The organism is Lipingzhangella halophila (genome assembly GCF_014203805.1).
GTDB lineage: Bacteria > Actinomycetota > Actinomycetes > Streptosporangiales > Streptosporangiaceae > Lipingzhangella > Lipingzhangella halophila.
In genome coordinates, this window is record NZ_JACHJT010000001.1 from 599,415 (window position 1) to 619,861 (window position 20,447).

Here is a 20,447-nt window from a genome sequence, read left to right on the forward strand (position 1 = left end):
TTAACGTGTCGCGTTTCGCCGGACCCGTTCGGGGTCGAATTTCATTCTATTATTTCGAAGGTGTCGATCCCGTCGACCCCGATGCCGGATCGCCCGGTGTGACCTTGGCGCCTCTCCCGCCCGGGACCGCCCTGCTCCGGCGCCGGATGAGGGTGGCCCAACGGCCCCGCGGGCCGCTCTCGTGCCCGGCGACGCGGGCACCGCTGACCTCCATGCCGGGCTCCTCGGCCGCCTCCACCGCGGCGCGGTCGATCGGCAGCACCTCCTCGCCGCGGCTCGGATCGGGCACGGACTCCAGCTCGGGCAGCATCCCCAGTGCCACGCAGGCCGACGGCAGTACCGCGGACGCGGCGTGGGCGTACCCACGCGCCGACGGGTGGAATCGGTCCGGCCCGAACATGTCATCAGGATTGGCCTGAAACTCGTCGGCCAGCAGGGCGCCCAGGGATACCGTGCGCCCGCCGCCCTCGACCGTGGCGATGGTCTGGACGGCGGCGAGCTGCCGGGAGGCGCGGCGGGCGATGTAGCGCAGCGGCCAGCCGATGTGCTCGACCGTGCCGAGATCGGGACAGGTGCCCACGACGACGGCGGTGCCCATGGTGGTCAGCTCGCGCGCGGCCGCGCTCAGGTGCCGAGCGGAGTCGGCGGGCCGTAACCGTTGGATCACGTCGTTGGCACCGATGAAAAGCACGGCGACGTCCGCCCGGGTGCCGCGGACCCGCTCCACCTGCTTGGCCAGATCCGCCGACGTCGCGCCGACGACGGCCACGTTGTGCATGCGCACCGGCCGCTCGGCGATCGCCGAGATCCCAGTGGCCAGCAGGCTGCCCGGGGTCTGCAGGCCGTCGGTGAGGGCGAATCCGGCCGCCGTGGAGTCGCCCATCATCACCAGTGAGAGCGGCGCACCGTCGCCGCTCCCATATACGCCGTTGACCTGTGGTTCCGCCCAGTTTGTGCGCTGAATGGCGCGATGCGCGAGCCGGACCTGGAGGTACAGCAGGCCGATAGTGCCCGCCCCCAGCAGTGTGAGGCCACCGCCTCCGAAGGCCGTGGCCGTGGTGATTCGCCGAGCCCGCGCGGCGCGAAACATCTGGAGCCTCCCAACCCGGCCGGTGCTCAACTGACGCGGGACCGCCTACCCAGCGGTCACTCTAAGTCAACACGTGCCCGGCATACCGTGTTTCCAAGCGCGATGTGACCAGCGGTTCGGGCGTTTCCGCCCGTTGTTCGTGTGGCCGCGGCGCCAGTCGCGCTAGGGTCGTGGCAGGCGGTCCTGGCCTTCGTTCGCGGCGAGGCCCGGCCCTGATCGGACGGCGCGGCGGGCCGTGCCAACCGCGCCCGCCCTGAGGCGAAACTGGGGGGTACCGCTGATGCGGGTGCACAACTCACTGTTCGAACTTGTCGGCGACACCCCGATGGTTCGACTGGGCACGGTGACGGGCGGGTTGGCCCCGTCGGTGCTTGCCAAGGTCGAGTACTTCAACCCGGGAGGCTCGGTCAAGGACCGCATTGCGCTGCGGATGATCGAGTCCGCCGAGGAGGAGGGCCTGCTCAAGCCCGGCGGCACGATCGTGGAACCGACGTCTGGCAACACCGGTGTCGGCCTGGCGATGGTGGCACGCGAGAAGGGGTACCGCTGCGTGTTCGTCTGCCCCGACAAGGTGGGCTCGGATAAGCTCTCCGTTCTGCGGGCCTACGGCGCCGAGGTTGTGGTGTGCCCCACCACCGTGGCCCCCGACCACCCCGAGTCCTACTATTCGGTGTCGAACCGGCTGGCCGAGACGACCCCGGGAGCCTGGAAGCCCGACCAGTACGCGAACCGGAACAACCCCGAGTCGCACTACCACACCACCGGGCCGGAGATCTGGGAGCAGACCGAAGGCCGGGTCACGCACTTCGTGACCGGGATCGGCACGGGCGGCACCATTACCGGCGCGGGCCGCTACCTCAAGGAGGTCTCGGGGGGCCGGGTGCGGGTCATCGGCGCCGACGCCGAGGGGTCGGTGTTCTCGGGCGGCTCTGGGCGCCCCTACCTCGTCGAGGGTGTGGGCGAGGACATCTGGCCGCAGACCTACGACCCCTCGGTCTGCGACGAGGTCATCGCGGTCAGCGACAAGGACTCGTTCTTGATGACCCGCCAGCTCGCCAAGGACGAGTCCCTCCTGGTCGGCGGCTCCTGCGGGCTCGCCGTGGTCGCCGCGCTGCGGGTCGCCGCCACCGCCTCCGAGTCCGACGTGATCGTGGTGCTGCTGCCCGACGGCGGGCGCGGATACCTCACCAAGATCTTCAACGACGAGTGGATGGCCGACTACGGCTTCCTGACCACCGAGACCGAGGAGGCCACCGCCGGCCAGGTGCTCGCGGCCAAGGAGGGGGAGATGCCGGACCTGGTGCACACCCACCCGCACGAGACGGTCGGGACAGTGGTCGCGATCATGCGGGAGTACGGGGTGTCCCAGCTTCCGGTCATCAAGGAGGAGCCCCCGGTCATGGCCGCCGAGGTGGTCGGCTCGATCGCCGAGCGCGACATGCTCGACGCCCTGTTCAACGGCCGCGTGCAGCTCACCGATCCGGTGGAGCCGCACATGGGCAAGCCGCTGCCCGTCGTGGGATCGGGCGAGCCGGTGAGCCGGTGCGTCCAACTCCTGGAGGGACACGGCGCGCTCGTGGTCCTGGGCGAAGGCAAACCCACGGGGGTGCTCACCCGCCAGGACTTGCTGGCCCACCTCGCGGGGTAGTAGCGCGCCGATTGTGCGCTCTGGTCCCGCACGCGGAACCAGAGCGCACAATCGGCTTGTACTCGCGAGTAGGGGGCGCGCGTCTTTACCCCCGCGCGGGCTTATACCGTGTCCACGGTAGTTTTCACCAGCGGATGTGGGGATCGGATCAGTGTCGCGGCTGTTGTCCTGGCTGGTGCGCGCGGTGTGGTCGTGGGCGCGACGGCACGCCGACATCCGCCCGGGAACGCGGGCGGCCCGGCGGTTCGCCCGCTACGGTCCGGGAACCTCGATCGCGTTCCCGGTCGCGACCGTCTTCGGCGAGCCGTGGATAGAGCTCGGGGCACACACGATCCTCGGCGCCGACATCACCCTGACCGCGGGCATGATGCCCGGCCTCGACCTGGGCTCAACGCCCTACATCCGGATCGGCGACGGGTGCACCATCGGGCGCGGCTCGCACATCGTCGCGCACCGCTCCATCGAGATCGGCGACGACGTCTTCGCCGGCCCCTACGTCTACATCACCGACCAGAACCACGTGTACAGCGACGTCGAAGTTCCTGTCGGCCGCCAGTGGCCCGCCGACGCCCCGGTGTGCGTCGCGGCCGGCTCCTGGATCGGTGCCAACGCCGTGATCCTGCCGGGAGTGCGGCTCGGCCGGAACTGCGTTGTGGCGGCGGGGTCGGTCGTGCGGCCGGGGAGCTACCCGGACCACAGCGTCATCGCCGGTGTGCCCGGCCGGGTCGTCCGCCGCTACGACCCCGAGACCGGATGGACACCGCCGCTGCGCGGTGCCGGCGGGCAGCCCGACCACCGGTGCCCCCAGGTGTGAGCGCGTCCCGCTGACGCGGGTACGGCCGGGTTTCGTGGTGCTGGCGGTGCTGGTGGGCCCTCGGCCACTAGTGTGGGCCCCATGACGTTCGAGGGGTTTCAGACACTGGCCATCCACGCTGGTCAGGAGGCCGACGCCGAAACGGGCGCAGTGGTGGTTCCGATATACGCGACAAGCACCTACGCCCAGGACGGCGTTGGTGCGCTGCGCGCCGGGTACGAGTACTCCCGCACAGCCAACCCCACCCGCAAGGCGCTGGAGGAGTGCCTGGCCGCGCTGGAGTCCGGGACGCGCGGGCTCGCGTTCGCCTCCGGCATGGCGGCCGAGGACACTCTGCTGCGCACCATCGCCAAACCCGGCGACCATGTGATCATCCCCGGCGACGCCTACGGCGGCACTTTCCGGCTGTTCTCCCAGGTCCTGGAGCCCTGGGGGGTGAGGTGGGACGCCGTGCCGCAGACCGACCCCGATGCGGTGCGTGCGGCCATGCGGCCGGAGACCGTCGCGGTGTGGGCGGAAAGCCCCACGAACCCGCTGCTGAACGTCACCGACATCGAGGCGCTGGCCGGTGTGGCCCACGACGGCGGCGCGCTGCTCGTCGTCGACAACACGTTCGCGTCGCCGTACCTGCAGCAACCCATCCACTTGGGCGCCGATGTCGTGGTGCACTCGACCACCAAGTACATCGGCGGCCACTCCGACGTGGTGGGCGGCGCGGTCGTGGTGGCCGACGCCGAACTGGGGGAGCGGATCGCGTTCCACCAGAACACCATGGGCGCCATCGCCGGGCCGTTCGACGCCTGGCTCACGTTGCGCGGCGTCCGGACGCTCGGGGTGCGGATGGATCGGCACTGCCAGAACGCCGAGCGGCTCGCGGCGGAGCTGGTGCGCCATCCCGGGGTGGGCCAGGTGTACTACCCGGGCCTGCCCGACCACCCGCAGCACAAGGTGGCCGAGCGCCAGATGCGGGCGTTCGGCGGCATGGTCGCGTTCCGCCCGCACGGCGGCGAGGAGGCCGCGTTGCGGGTCTGCGGCCGGACGCGGGTGTTCACGCTCGGCGAGTCGCTGGGCGGGGTGGAGTCGCTGATCGAGCATCCGGGGCGGATGACGCACGCCTCGGCCGCTGGGTCGCCCCTTGAGGTACCGGCCGATCTGGTCCGGATCTCAGTGGGCATCGAGTCGGCCGACGATCTCGTCGCCGACCTGGTTCAGGCGTTGGAAGAGTGAGTGTGTCGACGCCAGTCTCCGGTGCCCGAGGGCACCGGACCGGCGCCGAAGTCCGTCAGGCATCTGTCCGGTCCTGCCTGACGGTCCCGTCTTCGCCTTCGCCGTCGTTGTCCCGCGGCTCGCGGGCGGCGGGGACAGCGGGCTGGTGGGGGAAACTCAGACCGGAAAGTCGGCGCCCCGAGTTGGAAAGCTTGCCGCCACGGTCCTCATAGCGCAGGGACCGGTAGGCCCTGCGCCGGTCATCGAGCTTGATCCTGATCGAGACTGCGACCAGGAACCCCAGGGCGGTGACCAGTAGTGCAGATCCAGTGGTGATCACAAGGATTGTCACGGTCCGTTCACCTCATTTGGTCGGTTTCGCCTTTTGGGCGAGCCCGAGGAGACATGGGACGGACATGTCACCGTCGAACACTCTTTTGTTGTCGTCTCGGCTGTCCTTCTTTCTCACCTACTGAGATGCAGGGCGTGCGGGTTTGGTTCCACCTGACCCGCCAATTCCGGTAAAAACGCTCGTGACCAGGGGAGAAGCGTGCGTATGTGGAGGCCGCCAAGAGGGCTCATGCGATGCGCTGGGGTGCCGTCTAGCGGTCCTGGCACCGCATTGCGGCGCGCCCGGCGAGGGCAGCGAAGGCGGTGGATGGCTTGGGCGCTGCTCAAGATCGGTGCGCTCAGCTCGCGACTCTGCGCCTTCTTGTGAGGTAGTCGCGGATGACGTGGGCTCCCGGGCGGGTGGGGTCCGGGCGGAGGACGCGGCCTCCGTTGCGTTCGGCCACGTGGTTGACGAACTCCTCCAGCCGCGGGTCGTTGGCGAGCATGAAGACGCTGAGGGCCGCGCCGCGGGCCGTCATCCGGTCCACCTCGACCAGTGTGGCCTCCGCTGTTTGGGGTGAGGGTGGCCAGGAGAAGCTCGTGGTGCCGTCGCGCTCCAGGTGCGCCGTTGGTTCACCGTCGGTGACGACCAGCACGATCGGCACGAAGTCCGGGTGGCGGTCCAGGTGCCGGCCGGCCAGCAGCAGCGCGTGTTGCAGGTTGGTGCCCTGGACGTGCTCCGGCTGCAGGCTGGTCAGCGTGTCGGCGGACAGCTCGCGGGCGTAGTCGTTGAACCCGACGACCTGCACGGCGTCGCGCGGGAACCGCGTTGTGACCAGGGAGTGCAGCGCCATGGCGGTCTGCTTGGCGCCGCCCCACAGGTCGCGCGTCGTCATCGAGTACGACACGTCCACGAGCAGGCAGACGGCGGCGGCGTCGTGCCGCTCGGTCTCGGCGACCTCGAAGTCGTCTGGCCGGATCCGGACACGCCCGCCGGAGTCGCGCGCGCCCCGCGCGACAGCGTTGCTCAGGGTGCGGACCGCGTCGATGGGGCGCTCGTCGCCGTAGGTCCAGGTGTCCGTTGCCCCGGTTGGCTCGCCCGAGGCGCCCGCGCCGGCCGCGGTGTGCCCGCCGGGACGGCCCGGGCTCGTGAGGTCACCGCCGAGCTCGCGCAACGCGGTCTCGCCCAGGCGGCGCACCGCCTTCGGCGTCAACTGCGGCCGGTTCGCCGAACCCCGCAGGTAGCCCTGGTCGCGCAGCTCGCGTTCGATCGCCCGCAACCGTGCGAGGTCGTCGACCGCCGGCCGGCCGAGCAGCCGGCGCACCGCCTCCTCGTCGATATCGTCCAGCCCGGCCCCCGGGTAGCCCTGCTGCAGAGCGGTCTCCAGGTCGGCGAGGTCGGCCAGGTCCTGCAACGCCGTGGTCGCGTCGCCCATCCCGAGTCCTTCGGAACCGTCCATGGGGGCTGCCGACTCGCCGGACCAGTCCAGGTCCGGCCGGCGCGCCCGCAGCTCCCCCGAGAGCCGGTCCAGGGATTCGCGCAGCCCTGCCTCGGCGGTGGTCTGCTCGATCAGCCCGCGCAGCTCCTCGCGCTGCTCCGGGGTGAGGGAGCCCATGAGCCGCCGCGCGGCCGCGGCGCGGCGGGCCAGCGAGTCGACGAGCTCGTCGAGGTTGCGCGGCGAGTCCGGGAAGAAGTCGCCGTACTCGGCCATGAACTCCTCGAAGTCGGCCTGGGTGTGCTCGCCCCGTGCGTCAGCGTCGAGCATGGCGTTCAGCGCGTCGACCATCGACCGGACCCGCTCGTGATCCTGCTCGGTGCCGCCGCGCAGTGCCTCCTTCATCCCGCGGAACCGGCTGTCGAGCACCTCCCTGCGCAGCAGGTCGCGCAGCTCCTCGAAGGTCTGCCGGGCGGTGTCGGAGCGCCATTCGTAGCCGGCCAGCTCGCGCACCGCGGCGGAGGTGTCAGACGGCAGGGTGTCGAGCTCGGTCTCGCGCATGCGGGCGGTGTCGGAGGGGTCCTCGCCGAGCGCGGCGCGCTCCTCGCCGATGGCCCGGTCAAGCAGGGAACGCACCCGGTCCAGGGTGCCGTCGAGCCGCCCGCGCCCTTGGGCCTCCTCGCGGCGCCGCCGCACCTGGCGTAGCAGGTCATCGAGGCCGGGGGTGTCTCCGGTGCCGCGCCGAAGCAGGTTGCGCAGCGCATCCGAGGGCCGGGCGCCGTCCATGACATCGCGCCCCAGGTCGTCCACGGCGCCCCGCACTTCGTACGGTGGCGCCAGGGGGTCGGGTCCCCATTGGTACGGGCCGTATCGGAACCGTTCCACGGCTGCCCTCCCTGGGGTTGGCGCCGATCTTGCGGATTCCGTTCCTTTCAAGCGCTACAAAGGAACGGAATCCGCAAGATCGGCGGACAATCCCGCTAGGTCCGATAGATGGACCGGTCGTCGATGATGTCCTTGGAGATCCGGCGGTTCAGGTACAGGCCTTCGAGCGCGAACTCCACCGCGGCGGCCGCGTACCCGGGATTGGGCGGGTCGGCCTCCCCGTTCGAGGCCACCCGCGCGATCAGGTCGGACAGGCCGGGCAGCGGCCCGACACTGCGCAGCAGCTCCTCGCTGCCGACCAGCTCCCCCGACTCCACGGTCGCGCCCTCGGCGAACCGTTCACTGAGGGCCCCCAAGTCGGCGCCGCCCAGGGTGCTGCGGAACGTGTCGGCCGTGGCGCGGCGCAGCAGGTGGGCCAGCACCTCGGTCTCCCGCCCCTCCTCGCCGACCTCGAACTCCACCTTGCCCTGCAGCGTCTCGACGATCGACGGCAGGTCGCAGACGCGCGCCACCGGGTGCTCCTCCCCGGTCAGCGCGGCCCGGCGCGCGGCCGACGCCGCCGCGGTCTCGATGCCGGCGATCGCGAACCGCGCGGAGATCCCGGACCGGTCGTCGACCGAGGACGATTCGCGCACCAGCCGGGTGAACCGGGCGAGCACCTCAACGAGGTGGGTCGGTACGGCGGGGCCGCCGTCCATGGCCGCCTCCTGCCGGATCAGCGCCGTCTCCTCGCTCAGGCCGGGCGGGTAGTGGGTGCGGATCTCCGCGCCGAACCGGTCCTTGAGCGGGGTGATGATGCGCCCGCGGTTCGTGTAGTCCTCCGGGTTGGCGCTGGCCACCAGCAGGATGTCCAGCGGCAGCCGCAGCGCGTAGCCGCGGATCTGGATGTCGCGTTCCTCCAGCACGTTGAACAGGGCGACCTGGATCCGCGCCGCGAGGTCGGGGAGCTCGTTCAGGCAGAAGACGCCCCGGTTGGTGCGCGGGAGGAGGCCGTAGTGCACCGACTCCGGGTCGCCGAGGCTGTGCCCCTCTGCGAGCTTGACGGGGTCGATGTCGCCGATGAGGTCCCCGACGGCGGTGTCCGGCGTGGACAGCTTCTCCCCGTACCGGTCGTCGCGGTGCAGCCATGCGACACGGAGGTCCTCGCCGTCCCTGGCGGCGGCGCGGCGGCAGGCGGCGCATACGGGCGCGTACGGGTGGTCGTTGATCGGGCAGCCCGCGAGGACCGGGGTCCATTCGTCCAGCAGGGAGGCGATGGTGCGGATGAGCCGGGTCTTTCCCTGCCCGCGCTCGCCCAGCAGGATCAGGTCGTGGCCCGCCAGGAGCGCACGCTCCAGGCGCGGCAGTACGGTGCCGTCGAAACCGACGACGCCGGGGAACCGGTCCTCGCCGGCGCGCATGCGCGTCAGCAGGTTCTCGCGGACCTCAGCTTTGACGGGGCGGTGCACGTGCCCTGAGGCACGCAGTACCCCCAATGTCGCCGGGAGGTCCGCGGCGTTGGTGTTGGCTGGCGTATCAGCGGACACGCAGACGAGTCTATGCGGCGTCCGTGGGTGAAATACGCCGGGATCCGGGAAGGTTTCACCTCTGGGAGTTGGGAGTATGGTCCCGGTAGGAGCAGTCCGACCCGTGATGTGAGGGGGCAACGAGTGGCCAGGTTCGGCGAAGCTCTGGCGACGGGCGCCGACCTCGTGAGTGCGGCCGAGCGGGCGGCCCTGCAGGCGCTGGAGCCGCTGGACGGCCCGGCCGACCTCGTGTGCTTCTTCGTCTGCGGAGCCGATCCCGAGGAGGTGACCCTCGCAGGCGATCGCGTCATGGCGCTGTCCGACGGGGCGGTGGCGGTTGGCTGCAGCTCAACAGGGGTCATCGGGGGCGCCCGCGGTGTCGAGCAGCAGGGCGGCGTCAGCGTTTGGGCTGCCGAGCTGCCCGAGGTCACGATCACCCCGTTCCAGCTCGACGTGATTCCCGAGGGCGACCATCTGGCGGTCGTGGGCATGCAGGAGCCCGGTCCCGACGACCGGGCCGCGCTGCTGCTGGTGAACCCGTACGAGTTCCCGGCGCAGTCGTTCGTGGAGCGCTCGACCGCGGCGCTCGGCGGGCTGCCGGTCGTCGGGGGCCTCGCCGACGGCATGCGGGGGCAGGACTCGGTGCGGCTGTTCCTCGACGGCGGCGTCAGCGACAGCGGCGCCGTGGGGCTGCTGCTGGGCGGCGACAGCGTTCTGGGAACCGTGGTGAGCCAGGGTTGCCGGCCGGTCGGGCCGTCCATGGCCGTCACCAAGGCCGAGGGGAACGTGATCCTGGAGCTCGCCGGGGCGTCCGCCTACGAGAAGCTCGAAGGGCTCGTCAACGCGCTCCCGCCCGAGGAGCAGGAGCTCGCGGGGGAGGGGCTGCACATCGGCATCGCCATGGACGAGTACGCCGACCGGCACGAGCGCGGCGACTTCCTGGTGCGCTCCGTTGTGGGGGCCGAGCCCGAGCTGGGGGCGCTGACCATCAGCGAGATGATCGAGGTCGGCCAGACCGTGCGGTTCCAGGTGCGCGACCACGAGTCCGCCGACACCGACCTGCTCGAACGGCTGCGGATGTTCGGCGAGGACACCTCGGGCCGCGCCTCGGCGGCCCTGCTGTTCTCCTGCAACGGGCGCGGCGCGTCAATGTTCTCGACCGCCGACCACGACGTGCGCGCCGTCCGGCAGTCCCTCGGGATCAACACCGTGTCGGGCTTCTTCGCCGCCGGCGAGATCGGGCCGGTGGCCGGGCGCAACCACCTGCACAGCTTCACCGCGTGCCTGCTCGCGTTCCAGGAGTGAGGGGCCCGTCCCGGCCGGCGGTCAGTCGCGGATGACGATTCCACTGATCGCCTTGTCGTGCAGGGTCTGGTTCTTGTCGTCCCACAGCGGCCACAGCAGGTCGATGAAGATACCGATACACGTCATGTAGGCGACCGCGAAGTAGATCAGCTCACGGCCGGCCGAGGCGCCCTTGCCCACGGACTGGCCGGTGGTCTCCTTGACGAGCCGGATGCCCGCGAGCCGCTTGCCCAGTGTCTTGCCGGATCCGGCGTGCGGCAGCCACCGGTACAGGAAGACCACGGCGAACGACAACGGGTATACGAGGAGCATCAGCAGGATGGTCCACACAGGGGGTTCCCCGCTGTACGCGGCCTCGACCTGCGTCATGACCGCGACCCAGGCAGTCACGCAGAGTGTTCCGAGCACCACCGTGATCACGAGGTCGACCAGGTAGCTCACCGCGCGCCGGCCATAGCCCGCGAGCTCCGGGCCGGTGTAGGGGACGTAGCCGTAGTAGCCCTGGTACGCGCCGTACGGGTACCCGTCGTGCGCTACTGGCCAGGGGTATCCGCCCTGGCTGGGGTAGGGGTACGGGGCCTGCGCCGGGTAACCGGGGTACTGGGGGTAGGGCTGGCCGGGCGGGTACATGGGCGTCGTCCTCGGGTCGCATAGCGGGTCGCGGATCTGATTGGCGATCGTGCCGTACGATCCCGCGGCGGGAGCCGTGGTTCACCGCCGCCCCAACGCAGTATCCGCGGGGCGCTTGGCCAGTGGTCACTCCCGGATGACGATGCCGCTGACCGCCTTGTCGTGCAGGGTCTGGTTCTTGTCGTCCCACAGCGGCCACAGGCCGTCGAGGAGAATGCCGACTCCGCAGGTCGCGGAGCTGAGCGCGATGAGGACCAGCTCGCGGCCGGCCGAGGCGCCCTTGCCCACGGACTGGCCGGTGGTCTCCTTGATGAGCCGGATTCCGACGGCGCGCTTGCCCAGCGTCTTTCCCGAATTGGCATGCGGCAGCCACCGGTAGCAGAACGTGGCCACGCCAACGGCCAGGTAGCTGAGCACGAACAGGATGAAGAATATCGCCGGGGGGTCCTGGCCGCCGGCACCGTTCGGGTCCACCAGCTCCCAGGCGCCGAACGCGAGCGCAATCCCGGCCCCGAAGACGGCCGCGGCGATCACCATCTGCACCAGGTAGTCGATCAGGTAGCCACCGAACCGCCGCCCCCAGCTCGCGAGCTCCGGGACGGCGTAGCCGCCGGCATAGCCCGGTGGAGCGTACTGGTACCCCTGGTACCCGCCGTGCGCCATTGGCGGACCGTAGGGGGCCTGCCCGGCGTAGGGGCTGGGCCCCTGGACCGGATACCCGGGTTGCTGGGGGTAGGGCTGGCCAGGCGGGTACATGGGCACCATCCTCGGGGTCAGGGATACGCGGGGAGCCGAACGGCATTCTGCCGCATGATGCCGTCCGGACGCGCACCGGACTTCCCGCGGCGCCCGAGTGATCGCGGCCACCCGCCCCCAACGTCGAATGGGGTGGCCGCCGGCCACCCCATTCGACGGACCTTGGGGCGGGTTACGCCCCGCCGTAGGGAACGGCGTCGATGATCTCGACGGACAGGCTCTTCCCGTTCGGCAGGGTATAACTGGTCGTCTCGCCGATCTTCTTCCCGCTGATCGCGCTGCCAAGTGGTGACTTGGGAGAGTAGACATCGATCGGCGCGCCGCTCTCCTCGCGGGAGGCGAGCAGGAAGGTGATCTCCTCGTCGTCGCCCTCGAACTTGATGGTCACGGTCATACCGGGGCCGACGGTTCCTGCCGCGCGGGGAGCATCGCCCACGCGCGCGTTCTGGAGGATGTTCTGGAGCTGGGTAATCCGGGCCTCGATCTTGCCCTGCTCCTCCTTGGCGGCGTGGTACCCGCCGTTCTCCTTGAGGTCACCCTCGTCGCGGGCGGCTTCGATCTTGTCGGCGATCTCGATGCGACCAGGCCCCGACAGGTGCTCCAGCTCTGCCTGGAGCCGGTCATACGCCTCCTGGGTGAGCCAGGTGACGTTGTCATCGCGGGTCTCGGTCACGGGAACTCCCTTGGTCTATCGAGCGACTACGGGCCATACACCGGCCGCAGTTGAACTTACGAGATTATCACCGAGCCACACGGGCGACAGGGCCGCGAAACCCCGCTCTGCAGCATAGACACCCGGAGGTTTGGCTCGGGGTGTGGACAGGGGGTCGGTCGGGGCCCACCCGGTTGGTCGGGATCTCGGTTCGGTGGACGCCGGTTGTCCAGCCTCTCAACGGGTCGGTGGTCCTACTTTGCAGAACCTTGTTCCCTGCAAGAGGCCACTTCTACCGTCGAAGCCTCACGAACCGTCTCGACCGATGTGGTGAGGTTCCTGTTACCAGGCGCGACCTTGACGTTCGTCTGGCCGACTTCGACATGGCGATCGTCCTTCGCGAGGACCACGCACTGCGCGGGTTCGTTTCCGCTGACCTCGAACGTGACCGTCGCCTCATTCTCGGAGACGACCCGCCACGCGATCGTCTGGTACTGCAGCCCGCTGTTTCCACTGTAGTTCATCAGCGCGTACCCCCAGCCCACGGTGAAGACGGCCGCGACCAGGAGGCCGATGACGAATATGACCGGCGTGTTCCCGTAACGGCGCCCGCCCTTGGCAGAGGGCTCAGGTGTGGTGTCGGGCGGTGGTGCGGGCATGCGGGAATCTCCGAACGACGGAACTACGTTGTCTAAGATAGCCCTGTTCCGAGGCGCCCTCGCTCCGCCCCTACGCAACGCCCCCACCAAGGAACGTGCGCAGGTCACGCTGGAGCTGGTTGATGTCGGCTTTCATGACTACCCAAGGGGACTACTCCATTGTCTGAGCGCTTGCGGCTGATGGCCGTCCATGCCCATCCCGATGATGAGTCCAGTAAGGGCGCGGCCACCATGGCGCGCTACGTCAACGAGGGCGCGGAAGTGCTCGTCGTCACGCTCACCGGTGGTGAGCGCGGCTCCATCCTGAACCCGGCGATGGACCGGCCGGAGATCCGGGAGAACATCGCCGAGGTGCGCCGCAAGGAGATGGCGGAGGCCCGCCAGATCCTGGGCGTGCACCAGGAGTTCAGCGGGTTCGTCGACTCCGGCCTGCCTGAGGGCGACCCGCTGCCGCCGCTACCCGAGGGCTGCTTCGCCCAGCAGCCCCTCGACGTCGCCGCCGAACCCCTGGTCCGGTCCATGCGGTCGTTCCGTCCGCATGTCGTGACCACCTACGACGACAACGGCGGCTACCCGCATCCCGACCACATCATGACGAACAAGGTCTCCATCGAGGCTTTCGACGCCGCGGCCGACCCCGCGCGCTACCCCGACTCGGGTACACCCTGGCAACCGTTCAAGCTCTACTACCACGTCTCGTTCCCGCCCGCCCGCTTCCAGGCCATCGCCGAGGCCATGGAAAAGCGGGGGCTGGAGAACCCCTTCGCCGGGTGGATGGAACGGATGAAGGAACGCAACTGGCCGCAGTGGGAGATCACCACCCAGGTGAAGTGCGACGACTACTTCGAGACGCGCGACCGCGCGCTGATCGCGCACGCCACCCAGATCGACCCCAACGGTTTCTGGTTCGCCACGCCGTTGGAGGCGCAGAGCGAGGCATGGCCGTACGAGGACTACCACCTCGCCCGTTCCCTGGTCGACACCGAGCTTCCCGAGCGTGACCTCTTCGCGGGCGTGCGCGAGACGGTGGGAGTATGAGGGGTATGAGCCCCACGCTGGTCCTCGCCGACAGCCAGATCCCCCCCGAGACCGTCACACCGGGTGTGCTCGGCTTCATCGTCGTGGCGCTGATCGGGTTTGTCCTGTACTTCCTGATGAAGAGCATGCTCGGCAAGCTTCAAACGGTGCGCGGCAAGGAGTTCGGCGAGGACAAGGCGGCGGGCGCGGAGCCCGGGGAGTCCGCCGGTCCCCCGGACCCCGGCGTGACCACGGAGGAACGCGAGAGCAACGGCAGCTCCTGAGGCCGCCGATGTGTGTCGCGCCGCCACGCTCGGGCAGAGTGGGGGCATGAGCAACCGTCTCGCCGACGCCACCAGTCCCTACCTGCTGCAGCACGCCGAGAACCCGGTCGACTGGTACCCGTGGTGCGAGGCCGCGTTCGACGAGGCGCGGCGGCGGGACGTCCCCGTCCTGCTGTCGGTCGGCTACTCGGCCTGCCACTGGTGCCACGTGATGGCGCACGAGTCCTTCGAGGACGAGGCGACCGCGCGGATGATGAACACGGGGTTCGTGAACATCAAGGTCGACCGCGAGGAACGCCCCGATGTCGACGCCGTGTACATGGAAGCCACCCAGGCCATGACCGGCCAAGGGGGGTGGCCCATGACGGTGTTCCTCACCCCTGGCGGCGCGCCTTTCTACTGCGGCACGTACTTCCCCCGCGCGCAGTTCCAGCGCCTGCTGCAGGGCGTGGGCCGCGCCTGGGAGCAGGAACGCGACGGCGTCCTGGAGCAGGGCGGCCGCGTTGTCGAGGCGCTCAGCGCGCCGCGGTCGCTGGCCGGCGACGGCCCGCCCGGCGCGGATGAGCTCGACGCGGCCGTGCGTGAGCTGGGCCGCGAGTACGACGCGGTGAACGGCGGATTCGGCGGCGCGCCCAAGTTCCCGCCGTCCATGGTGCTGTCCTTCCTGGTCAGCCAGCACGCACGGAGCGAGCGCCAAGGGGGCGGCAGCGGGCAGGCCGCCGAGGACCGCGACGCGCTCGACATGGCCAGCGGCACGGCCGGGGCCATGGCCCGCGGTGGCATGTACGACCAGATCGGCGGGGGCTTCGCCCGCTACTCCGTGGACGCCGAGTGGGTCGTGCCGCACTTCGAGAAGATGCTCTACGACAACGCCCAACTCGTCCGGGCCTACACCCGGTTGTGGCGGGCCACCGGCGACGACCTCGCCCGCCGGGTGGCGCTGGAGACCGCCGACTGGATGGTCCGCGGACTCCGCACCCCCGAGGGCGGCTTCGCGTCCGCCCTCGACGCCGACAGCGAAGGCGAGGAGGGGCGCTACTACGTCTGGACCCCGGCCCAGTTGAGCGAGGTCCTCGGCGCGGACGACGGAGCGTGGGCCGCGCGGCTGTTCGGGGTCACCGAGTCCGGCAGCTTCGAGGGAGGCACCTCGGTGCTGCAGCTTCGCGCTGACCCCGACGACAGGGAGCGCTACGAGCGGGTGCGCACGGCGTTGCTGGCCGCCCGCGACGAGCGCGTCCCACCCGAGCGCGACGACAAGGTGGTGGCCGCCTGGAACGGCCTCGCGATCGCCGGCCTGGCCGAGGCGGGCGCCCTGTTCGACCGGCCCGATCTGGTCGAGCATGCCCGTGCGGCGGCCCGGCTGCTGGTCGAGGTGCACGAGGTCGACGGCCGGATGCGCCGCACCTCGCGCGACGGGAGAGTGGGCGAGAGCGCCGGCGTTCTGGAGGACTACGCCGATGTCGCCGAGGGACTGCTCGCGCTGCACGCGGTCACCGGCGAACCGGAGTGGGTGCCGGTGGCCGGCCGGCTGCTGGATGTGGTGCTGGAGCGCTTCCCCGACGGCAAGGGCGGGTTCTACGACACCGCTGACGACGCGGAGGAGCTGTTCAGCCGCCCCCAGGACCCCACGGACAACGTGACCCCGTCCGGCCAGTTCGCCGCGGCCGGCGCGCTGCTCACCTACGGCGGGTTGACCGGTTCGCCGCGGCACCGCGAGGCCGCCGAGGCGGCACTGGCGCCCGCGACCACGCTGGCGCGCAAGGCGCCCAGGTTCGCCGGGTGGGGCTTGACCGTCGCCGAAACCCTGCTCACGGGGCCGCTGGAGGTCGCGATCGTGGGTCCCGAGGGAGCGCCGGGAACGGCGGAGCTGCACCGCACCGCGTTGCTGTCCGCTCCCGCGGGGACCGCGCTCACCCTGGGAGACGGAACCGGCCAAGAGGGCATCCCGCTGTTGGAGGAGCGCCCCCTCGTCGAGGGGGCACCGGCCGCCTACGTGTGCCAGGGGTTCACCTGCGACCTCCCGGTGACCACGCCCGACGCACTGCGCGAGCGCCTCGCCGGCGTACGCGGCTAGGAATTCCCGCTCTGGGCTGGCGAGCGGCCGGCACTCCTGCTGGAGCCACCTGACGGGTGCGCCCCGGTGGGGGCCGGCGGTTGCCGCAACACTTCGCGGCGCGTGTTCCGGTTGGCGCGGAAACCGCCGTCTTAGAGGTCGCGAACCAGAAACGATTCCGAACAGCCCGACCTGATAGGGGATACTTGCGGGGCGAGCGAGGAGGTGGGCATGAGCGTCCGGGTTTTCTGCGGGCCGCTCGTGCTCAGCCTGGCCCTGTTGGCGGCGTGCTCCGGGCAGACTGACGTCATGCCGGGCATCGCGCACCCCGCCGCGTCCGCCAGCGACGGGTACCGCCTCGAAGACGGCGACACGCTCCACGACTTCAACGGCATCAACGTCGTGTTGCCGAGTGGTTGGCAGGCGCGGGTCTCCGGGGACTGCCTCACACCTCCGGGAGTCAAGGTTTCCGAGACGAGCGCCCCGCAGGGGCCCAGTTGCCCCACGGCCGCACTCCGGATCCGGATCGGCGCCGCGGCGAACGGCTACATCGACAGCGAGGGCGAGCAGCTCGACGCCGCCGATGGCTGGTGGCGGCCCGAGACCAAGTGCCCGTCGAGCGACGGGCCGGAAACCCAACCGATCCTGGCGCAGTCCACCGACCGCGGGTCGTTCACCGTTGTGAGCGGGGAACGTGTCGAGGTTGGCGAGTGGAGCCTCACCTGTGCCGACGGTGCCCGTTTCGGCAGCCGGATCTGGTACATACCCGAGGCTGACCTGGAGTTCGGTGTCGCAGCCATGGTCGATGACGTGTCGGCGGACGAGTACGACCAGGTCGTGCGTTCCCTGGACCTCTCGGGCTATGTGAACTGACGCCAGCCCTCGAGGGGACTCCGTCACCCACTAGGCTGCTCCCTCGAAGCGCGCGCCGTCGATGATCTGCTCGATGATGTGCGGCTGGTAGTCGTGCTGGCGGATCTCCAGGTACAGCGTGTAGCTGCCATCGGTCGGGCGCAGCACCGCCGCGGTGAACGATCCGGGGCAGTCGTTCCACTGCCGCATCTGTCCGGACCAGCGCTCCGAGGAGATCTGGCGCGCCACCGATGGGGAAGCGCACGGCGCCCCGTCAATGATCTGGTCTATCTGGGCGCTTGAAGGGCCGCGCAGCAGCCCGGCGAAGATGCCGGAGGGCGGGGAATCGGCGTCGCGCCAGCGCTCGACGTCCGTGGTGACCAGCAGTCCCGGCTGCTGGCCGCCGGTCTGTCCCAGCTCGCGCGGTGACCATCCGCTGGCCTGCACCTGCCGCGCCCACGCCTGGGGCACGTTCACGCTGATCTCACCGGTGGCGTCGGGCACCCGGGTGAAGGACATGTTCGGCTGCGCGGCCGAGGGCGCGAACCCGGCCAGGAGCAGGAGCGCGGCCACGATGCCGATGCAGGCGCGCGCCCACGCGGGCTGGTGGCGCAGCCACCAGGGGACCGCCGAGACGAGGTCGGGAGCCATCCGGATGGCGCGGACCCGCTGGGTGAAGATGGTGGCGTCACGCGGGCGCTCGTCGCGGTCCTCAGCGAGCGAGGACATGATCAGCTCGTCGAGTGCCGGCGGGATGCCCGGTCGGAGCTGCCGCGGGCGGACGCGGATCGGCGGTGACGGCGGACGGCGCCCGGTGACCAGCTCGTAGGCGACGGCGCCGAGCGAGTAGACGTCGGCGCGGATGTCGATGTCGCCCCCCACCGCGCTCTGCTCCGGTGACATGTAGCCCGGGGTGCCGGCGGCGGCGGTGAAGCCCGACGCCTGGTCGATACTCTTGGCGAACCCGAGGTCCGCTACGAGGACGCGCTGCCCCACCGGGGAGGACTGCAGCAGCACGTTGGACGGCTTGATGTCGCGGTGAATCGTTCCGTGCCGATGCAGAACCGTGACACCTTGGCCGATTTCGGTCAACAACCGGAGTGCTTCGTCGAGCGGCAGCGGCCCCTTGGCCACCAGATCGGCGACACTTCCTTGGTCGGCGTACGTCATGACCATGTAAGGTCGCTCGTCGGAGAGCACGTCGAGGTCATGAACCCGGACAAGCCAGGTGGAATCGGCCTGCCGCAGGATTCGCGCCTCCTCCAGGAAGCGTTCCTGCACGTCGAGCTGGTGCGTCCAGTTTTCGGCGAGGACCTTGACCGCCACGGGGGTGTCCAGCCGGTCGTCGTGGGCGAGCCAGACAGTCGCGAACGATCCGGAGCCCAGGTGGCGAACGACGCGGTATCGACCAAAGGTCTCCGGTTGTGTCACAGGTGGTGCCTAACCATTACCGAGCCGGGCAAACATTCGGCTGCGTCCCGAGTGATTCCCGGGATTGCGGGCAGTTCCCTACGCGTCAGAATCGTATGTGAACCTCGTAGCCAGGGCTAAGCGTGTAACAACAAATGGTAGGACCGCATGAAGCGGGGAGGGACGAAAGGTATGGGCACACCCGAGGAGGGTCAGGGCGTCCGGAAAGCGGCCTCGAACGTCGACGAGAATCTTGAGGAGCTGGCCCGCCAAGCCCGCGACGGCGACAGTGCGGCCCTTGAGGAGTTGCTGCGGCGGATCCAGCCCGACGTGCTCCGGCGGTGCAGCCGCTTCCTGCCCTACCGACAGGACGCGGAGGAGGCCTGCCAGGACGCGCTGCTGCGCGTCGCCCGCAAGATCGGCAGCTTCAAGGGCGACTCGCGGTTCTCCACCTGGCTGTACACGGTGGTGTCGAACTCGGCGCGGCAGACCTACCGGTCCATGAAGCGGCGCTCCGCGGAGTACCCGACCGAGTCCGAGCGGATCCCGAACCAGCGCGACCCGCGCACCACCAGCGTCATCGCCGGGTCCCGGATCGACTTGCTTGAGGCACTGGACCGGCTTGAGCAGGAGTATCCCAACCTGGTGGCACCCGTGGTACTTCGTGATCTGTGCCAAATGGACTACGGTGAGATCGCCGCGGAACTTGATCTTGCTCTGGGCACCGTAAAGTCCCGGATTCATCAGGGGCGCAAGCACGTACGCAAGTCGCTTGCCGTGACGTAACGCGCGTGGGCGCCCTAAGCTGGGTGCGTCTTCAGCTTCGATGCAGGCACGCCGCGGTCGGGCCGGGGTCTGTCCTCAGCGGGGACACTCAGAGCGGCTCTTCTCCCTCTACGGCGGCGAAAGGTAGCGTTTCATGGGGCTGCGTGACCCCCTTTACTGGTTGTACGAGCGTCGGCTGGAGCGCCAGCTCGGCAGCTTCGACATTCCGCGTCACGTGGGCGTCATTCTCGATGGGAACCGCCGCTGGGCCAAGACCAGCGGTTTCACCAACGTCAAGCTGGGGCACCAGGCGGGAGCCGAGAAGATCTTCGAGCTCCTGGGCTGGTGCAACGAGATCGGTGTGCAGGTGGTCACCCTGTGGCTGCTGTCGACCGACAACCTCACGCGCCCCCGGGAGGAACTCGAACCCCTGCTGCGGATCATCGAGGAGACGGTGACCCGGCTCCGCAACGAGGGATGGACCGTCAACCCCATGGGCGCCCTCGACCTGCTGCCCGACTCCACCGCCCGGCTGATGAAGGAGGCCGGCGCGGCCACATCCGAGGGTTCCGGGCTGATTGTGAACGTTGCTGTCGGGTACGGCGGTAGGCGTGAGATCGCCGATGCGGTGCGGGCCCTGCTCTATGCGGAGGCCGCGAAGGGCACCGGTATCGAGGAGCTCGCCGAGTGCCTCGACTCGGAGCACATCGCAGAGCATCTCTACACGCGTGGTCAGCCCGACCCGGATCTGCTCATCCGAACCTCGGGGGAGCAGCGGCTCTCGGGCTTCCTGCTCTGGCAGAGCGCGCACTCGGAGTTCTACTTCTGCGAGGTCTTCTGGCCTGCGTTCCGCAGGGTGGACTTCCTGCGCGCGCTCCGCGCCTACGGCGCACGCAACCGACGGTTCGGCACCTGAGCCCACACCCCCTACCGCGCCCGACCCCTCGCCGTCCCCGGCAGGGGCGCGCGCGGTAACCGGGAGTTCACCCGATGAGCGGGTCGTGGGCCTTGCTCTTTTGGGGCAGCCGGGTACCGTCGTTACCGGTGGATGGTGCGTACTCCTCCACCCGGGAGGCCCCGACTCATTGAGGTCCTGGTCAGTTAAGGAACTCAGCGATACGAGGGCCGGTCCCGGCCCTCTGGGGCTGGA

General features: G+C 69.9%; 19 protein-coding genes. 10 read left to right on the plus strand and 9 right to left on the minus strand.

What is annotated here, in order from left to right; all coding sequences use genetic code 11:
- Nucleotides 1-49: 49 nt before the first annotated feature.
- Complete coding sequence (locus tag F4561_RS02815) at nucleotides 50-1,090, minus strand: SGNH/GDSL hydrolase family protein (RefSeq protein ID WP_184574476.1); 1,041 nt, start codon at nucleotides 1,088-1,090, stop codon at nucleotides 50-52.
- Nucleotides 1,091-1,370: 280 nt separating this feature from the next.
- Between F4561_RS02815 and F4561_RS02820 the strand changes: the two genes are divergently transcribed.
- From F4561_RS02820 to F4561_RS02830, 3 genes are all read left to right on the plus strand, one after another.
- Nucleotides 1,371-2,738 carry a cystathionine beta-synthase gene (locus tag F4561_RS02820; RefSeq protein ID WP_184574478.1) on the plus strand — a complete coding sequence of 456 codons (1,368 nt, stop codon included), beginning with the start codon at nucleotides 1,371-1,373 and terminating at the stop codon, nucleotides 2,736-2,738.
- Between the two features lie 151 nt (nucleotides 2,739-2,889).
- Nucleotides 2,890-3,552 carry an acyltransferase gene (locus tag F4561_RS02825; protein WP_184574480.1) on the plus strand — a complete coding sequence of 221 codons (663 nt, stop codon included), beginning with the start codon at nucleotides 2,890-2,892 and terminating at the stop codon, nucleotides 3,550-3,552.
- A gap of 81 nt (nucleotides 3,553-3,633) precedes the next feature.
- Nucleotides 3,634-4,779, plus strand: a complete 1,146-nt coding sequence (locus F4561_RS02830) for a cystathionine gamma-synthase (RefSeq protein ID WP_184574482.1) — start codon at nucleotides 3,634-3,636, stop codon at nucleotides 4,777-4,779.
- Between the two features lie 55 nt (nucleotides 4,780-4,834).
- Here F4561_RS02830 and F4561_RS02835 read toward each other — a convergent pair whose 3' ends face one another.
- The 3 genes from F4561_RS02835 to F4561_RS02845 form a co-directional block, all read right to left on the minus strand.
- The gene (locus tag F4561_RS02835) at nucleotides 4,835-5,110 is read right to left on the minus strand and encodes a hypothetical protein (RefSeq protein ID WP_221446336.1); all 276 of its coding nucleotides are present in this window, start codon (nucleotides 5,108-5,110) and stop codon (nucleotides 4,835-4,837) included.
- A 337-nt stretch (nucleotides 5,111-5,447) separates the two neighbouring features.
- Nucleotides 5,448-7,409: a vWA domain-containing protein gene (locus F4561_RS02840; protein WP_184574484.1), complete on the minus strand. Its 1,962-nt coding sequence runs from the start codon at nucleotides 7,407-7,409 to the stop codon at nucleotides 5,448-5,450.
- Between the two features lie 95 nt (nucleotides 7,410-7,504).
- Nucleotides 7,505-8,935 carry a sigma 54-interacting transcriptional regulator gene (locus tag F4561_RS02845; RefSeq protein WP_312885112.1) on the minus strand — a complete coding sequence of 477 codons (1,431 nt, stop codon included), beginning with the start codon at nucleotides 8,933-8,935 and terminating at the stop codon, nucleotides 7,505-7,507.
- 123 nt (nucleotides 8,936-9,058) lie between these two features.
- Here F4561_RS02845 and F4561_RS02850 point away from each other — a divergent pair, with 123 nt between their 5' ends.
- Entirely contained in the window at nucleotides 9,059-10,219 is a 1,161-nt protein-coding gene (locus F4561_RS02850; protein WP_184574486.1) for an FIST signal transduction protein, read from the plus strand.
- 21 nt (nucleotides 10,220-10,240) lie between these two features.
- Here F4561_RS02850 and F4561_RS02855 read toward each other — a convergent pair whose 3' ends face one another.
- From F4561_RS02855 to F4561_RS02870, 4 genes are all read right to left on the minus strand, one after another.
- Nucleotides 10,241-10,849 (minus strand): RDD family protein, encoded by a 609-nt coding sequence (locus F4561_RS02855; protein WP_184574488.1) that lies wholly within the window; start codon nucleotides 10,847-10,849, stop codon nucleotides 10,241-10,243.
- A 126-nt stretch (nucleotides 10,850-10,975) separates the two neighbouring features.
- Nucleotides 10,976-11,605: an RDD family protein gene (locus F4561_RS02860; protein ID WP_184574490.1), complete on the minus strand. Its 630-nt coding sequence runs from the start codon at nucleotides 11,603-11,605 to the stop codon at nucleotides 10,976-10,978.
- Nucleotides 11,606-11,777: 172 nt separating this feature from the next.
- Nucleotides 11,778-12,278, minus strand: coding sequence for a transcription elongation factor GreA (gene greA / locus F4561_RS02865; RefSeq protein WP_184574492.1), 501 nt, complete (start codon nucleotides 12,276-12,278; stop codon nucleotides 11,778-11,780).
- A gap of 233 nt (nucleotides 12,279-12,511) precedes the next feature.
- Entirely contained in the window at nucleotides 12,512-12,916 is a 405-nt protein-coding gene (locus tag F4561_RS02870) for a DUF4307 domain-containing protein (protein ID WP_184574494.1), read from the minus strand.
- Between the two features lie 159 nt (nucleotides 12,917-13,075).
- On the opposite strand from F4561_RS02870, the gene mca reads away from it, so the two are divergent.
- From mca to F4561_RS02890, 4 genes are all read left to right on the plus strand, one after another.
- Entirely contained in the window at nucleotides 13,076-13,954 is an 879-nt protein-coding gene (gene mca / locus F4561_RS02875) for a mycothiol conjugate amidase Mca (RefSeq protein WP_184574496.1), read from the plus strand.
- 5 nt (nucleotides 13,955-13,959) lie between these two features.
- On the plus strand, nucleotides 13,960-14,217 hold the full coding sequence (locus F4561_RS02880; protein WP_184574498.1) for a hypothetical protein: 258 nt from the start codon (nucleotides 13,960-13,962) through the stop codon (nucleotides 14,215-14,217).
- 46 nt (nucleotides 14,218-14,263) lie between these two features.
- Nucleotides 14,264-16,291: a thioredoxin domain-containing protein gene (locus tag F4561_RS02885; protein WP_184574500.1), complete on the plus strand. Its 2,028-nt coding sequence runs from the start codon at nucleotides 14,264-14,266 to the stop codon at nucleotides 16,289-16,291.
- 210 nt (nucleotides 16,292-16,501) lie between these two features.
- A complete protein-coding gene (locus tag F4561_RS02890) occupies nucleotides 16,502-17,143 on the plus strand; it encodes a hypothetical protein (RefSeq protein WP_184574501.1) in 642 nt (213 codons plus the stop codon).
- 30 nt (nucleotides 17,144-17,173) lie between these two features.
- On the opposite strand, the gene F4561_RS02895 is transcribed toward F4561_RS02890, so the two are convergent.
- Nucleotides 17,174-18,553 carry a serine/threonine-protein kinase gene (locus tag F4561_RS02895; protein ID WP_184574503.1) on the minus strand — a complete coding sequence of 460 codons (1,380 nt, stop codon included), beginning with the start codon at nucleotides 18,551-18,553 and terminating at the stop codon, nucleotides 17,174-17,176.
- Between the two features lie 171 nt (nucleotides 18,554-18,724).
- Between F4561_RS02895 and F4561_RS02900 the strand changes: the two genes are divergently transcribed.
- Together F4561_RS02900 and F4561_RS02905 are read left to right on the plus strand one after the other, a co-directional pair.
- Nucleotides 18,725-19,318: an RNA polymerase sigma factor gene (locus F4561_RS02900; RefSeq protein WP_184574505.1), complete on the plus strand. Its 594-nt coding sequence runs from the start codon at nucleotides 18,725-18,727 to the stop codon at nucleotides 19,316-19,318.
- Nucleotides 19,319-19,451: 133 nt separating this feature from the next.
- Nucleotides 19,452-20,213: an isoprenyl transferase gene (locus F4561_RS02905; RefSeq protein WP_184574507.1), complete on the plus strand. Its 762-nt coding sequence runs from the start codon at nucleotides 19,452-19,454 to the stop codon at nucleotides 20,211-20,213.
- Nucleotides 20,214-20,447 lie beyond the last annotated feature (234 nt).

Excerpts from the sequence above, each read along its gene's own strand:
- F4561_RS02815 (WP_184574476.1), bottom strand. The coding sequence starts at position 1,090 with ATGTTTCGCGCCGCGCGGGCTCGGCGAATCACCACGGCCACGGCCTTC.
- F4561_RS02820 (WP_184574478.1), top strand. The coding sequence starts at position 1,371 with ATGCGGGTGCACAACTCACTGTTCGAACTTGTCGGCGACACCCCGATG.
- F4561_RS02830 (WP_184574482.1), top strand. The coding sequence starts at position 3,634 with ATGACGTTCGAGGGGTTTCAGACACTGGCCATCCACGCTGGTCAGGAG.
- F4561_RS02855 (WP_184574488.1), bottom strand. The coding sequence starts at position 10,849 with ATGTACCCGCCCGGCCAGCCCTACCCCCAGTACCCCGGTTACCCGGCG.
- F4561_RS02860 (WP_184574490.1), bottom strand. The coding sequence starts at position 11,605 with ATGTACCCGCCTGGCCAGCCCTACCCCCAGCAACCCGGGTATCCGGTC.
- F4561_RS02870 (WP_184574494.1), bottom strand. The coding sequence starts at position 12,916 with ATGCCCGCACCACCGCCCGACACCACACCTGAGCCCTCTGCCAAGGGC.
- F4561_RS02880 (WP_184574498.1), top strand. The coding sequence starts at position 13,960 with ATGAGCCCCACGCTGGTCCTCGCCGACAGCCAGATCCCCCCCGAGACC.
- F4561_RS02885 (WP_184574500.1), top strand. The coding sequence starts at position 14,264 with ATGAGCAACCGTCTCGCCGACGCCACCAGTCCCTACCTGCTGCAGCAC.
- F4561_RS02890 (WP_184574501.1), top strand. The coding sequence starts at position 16,502 with ATGAGCGTCCGGGTTTTCTGCGGGCCGCTCGTGCTCAGCCTGGCCCTG.
- F4561_RS02900 (WP_184574505.1), top strand. The coding sequence starts at position 18,725 with ATGGGCACACCCGAGGAGGGTCAGGGCGTCCGGAAAGCGGCCTCGAAC.
- F4561_RS02905 (WP_184574507.1), top strand. The coding sequence starts at position 19,452 with ATGGGGCTGCGTGACCCCCTTTACTGGTTGTACGAGCGTCGGCTGGAG.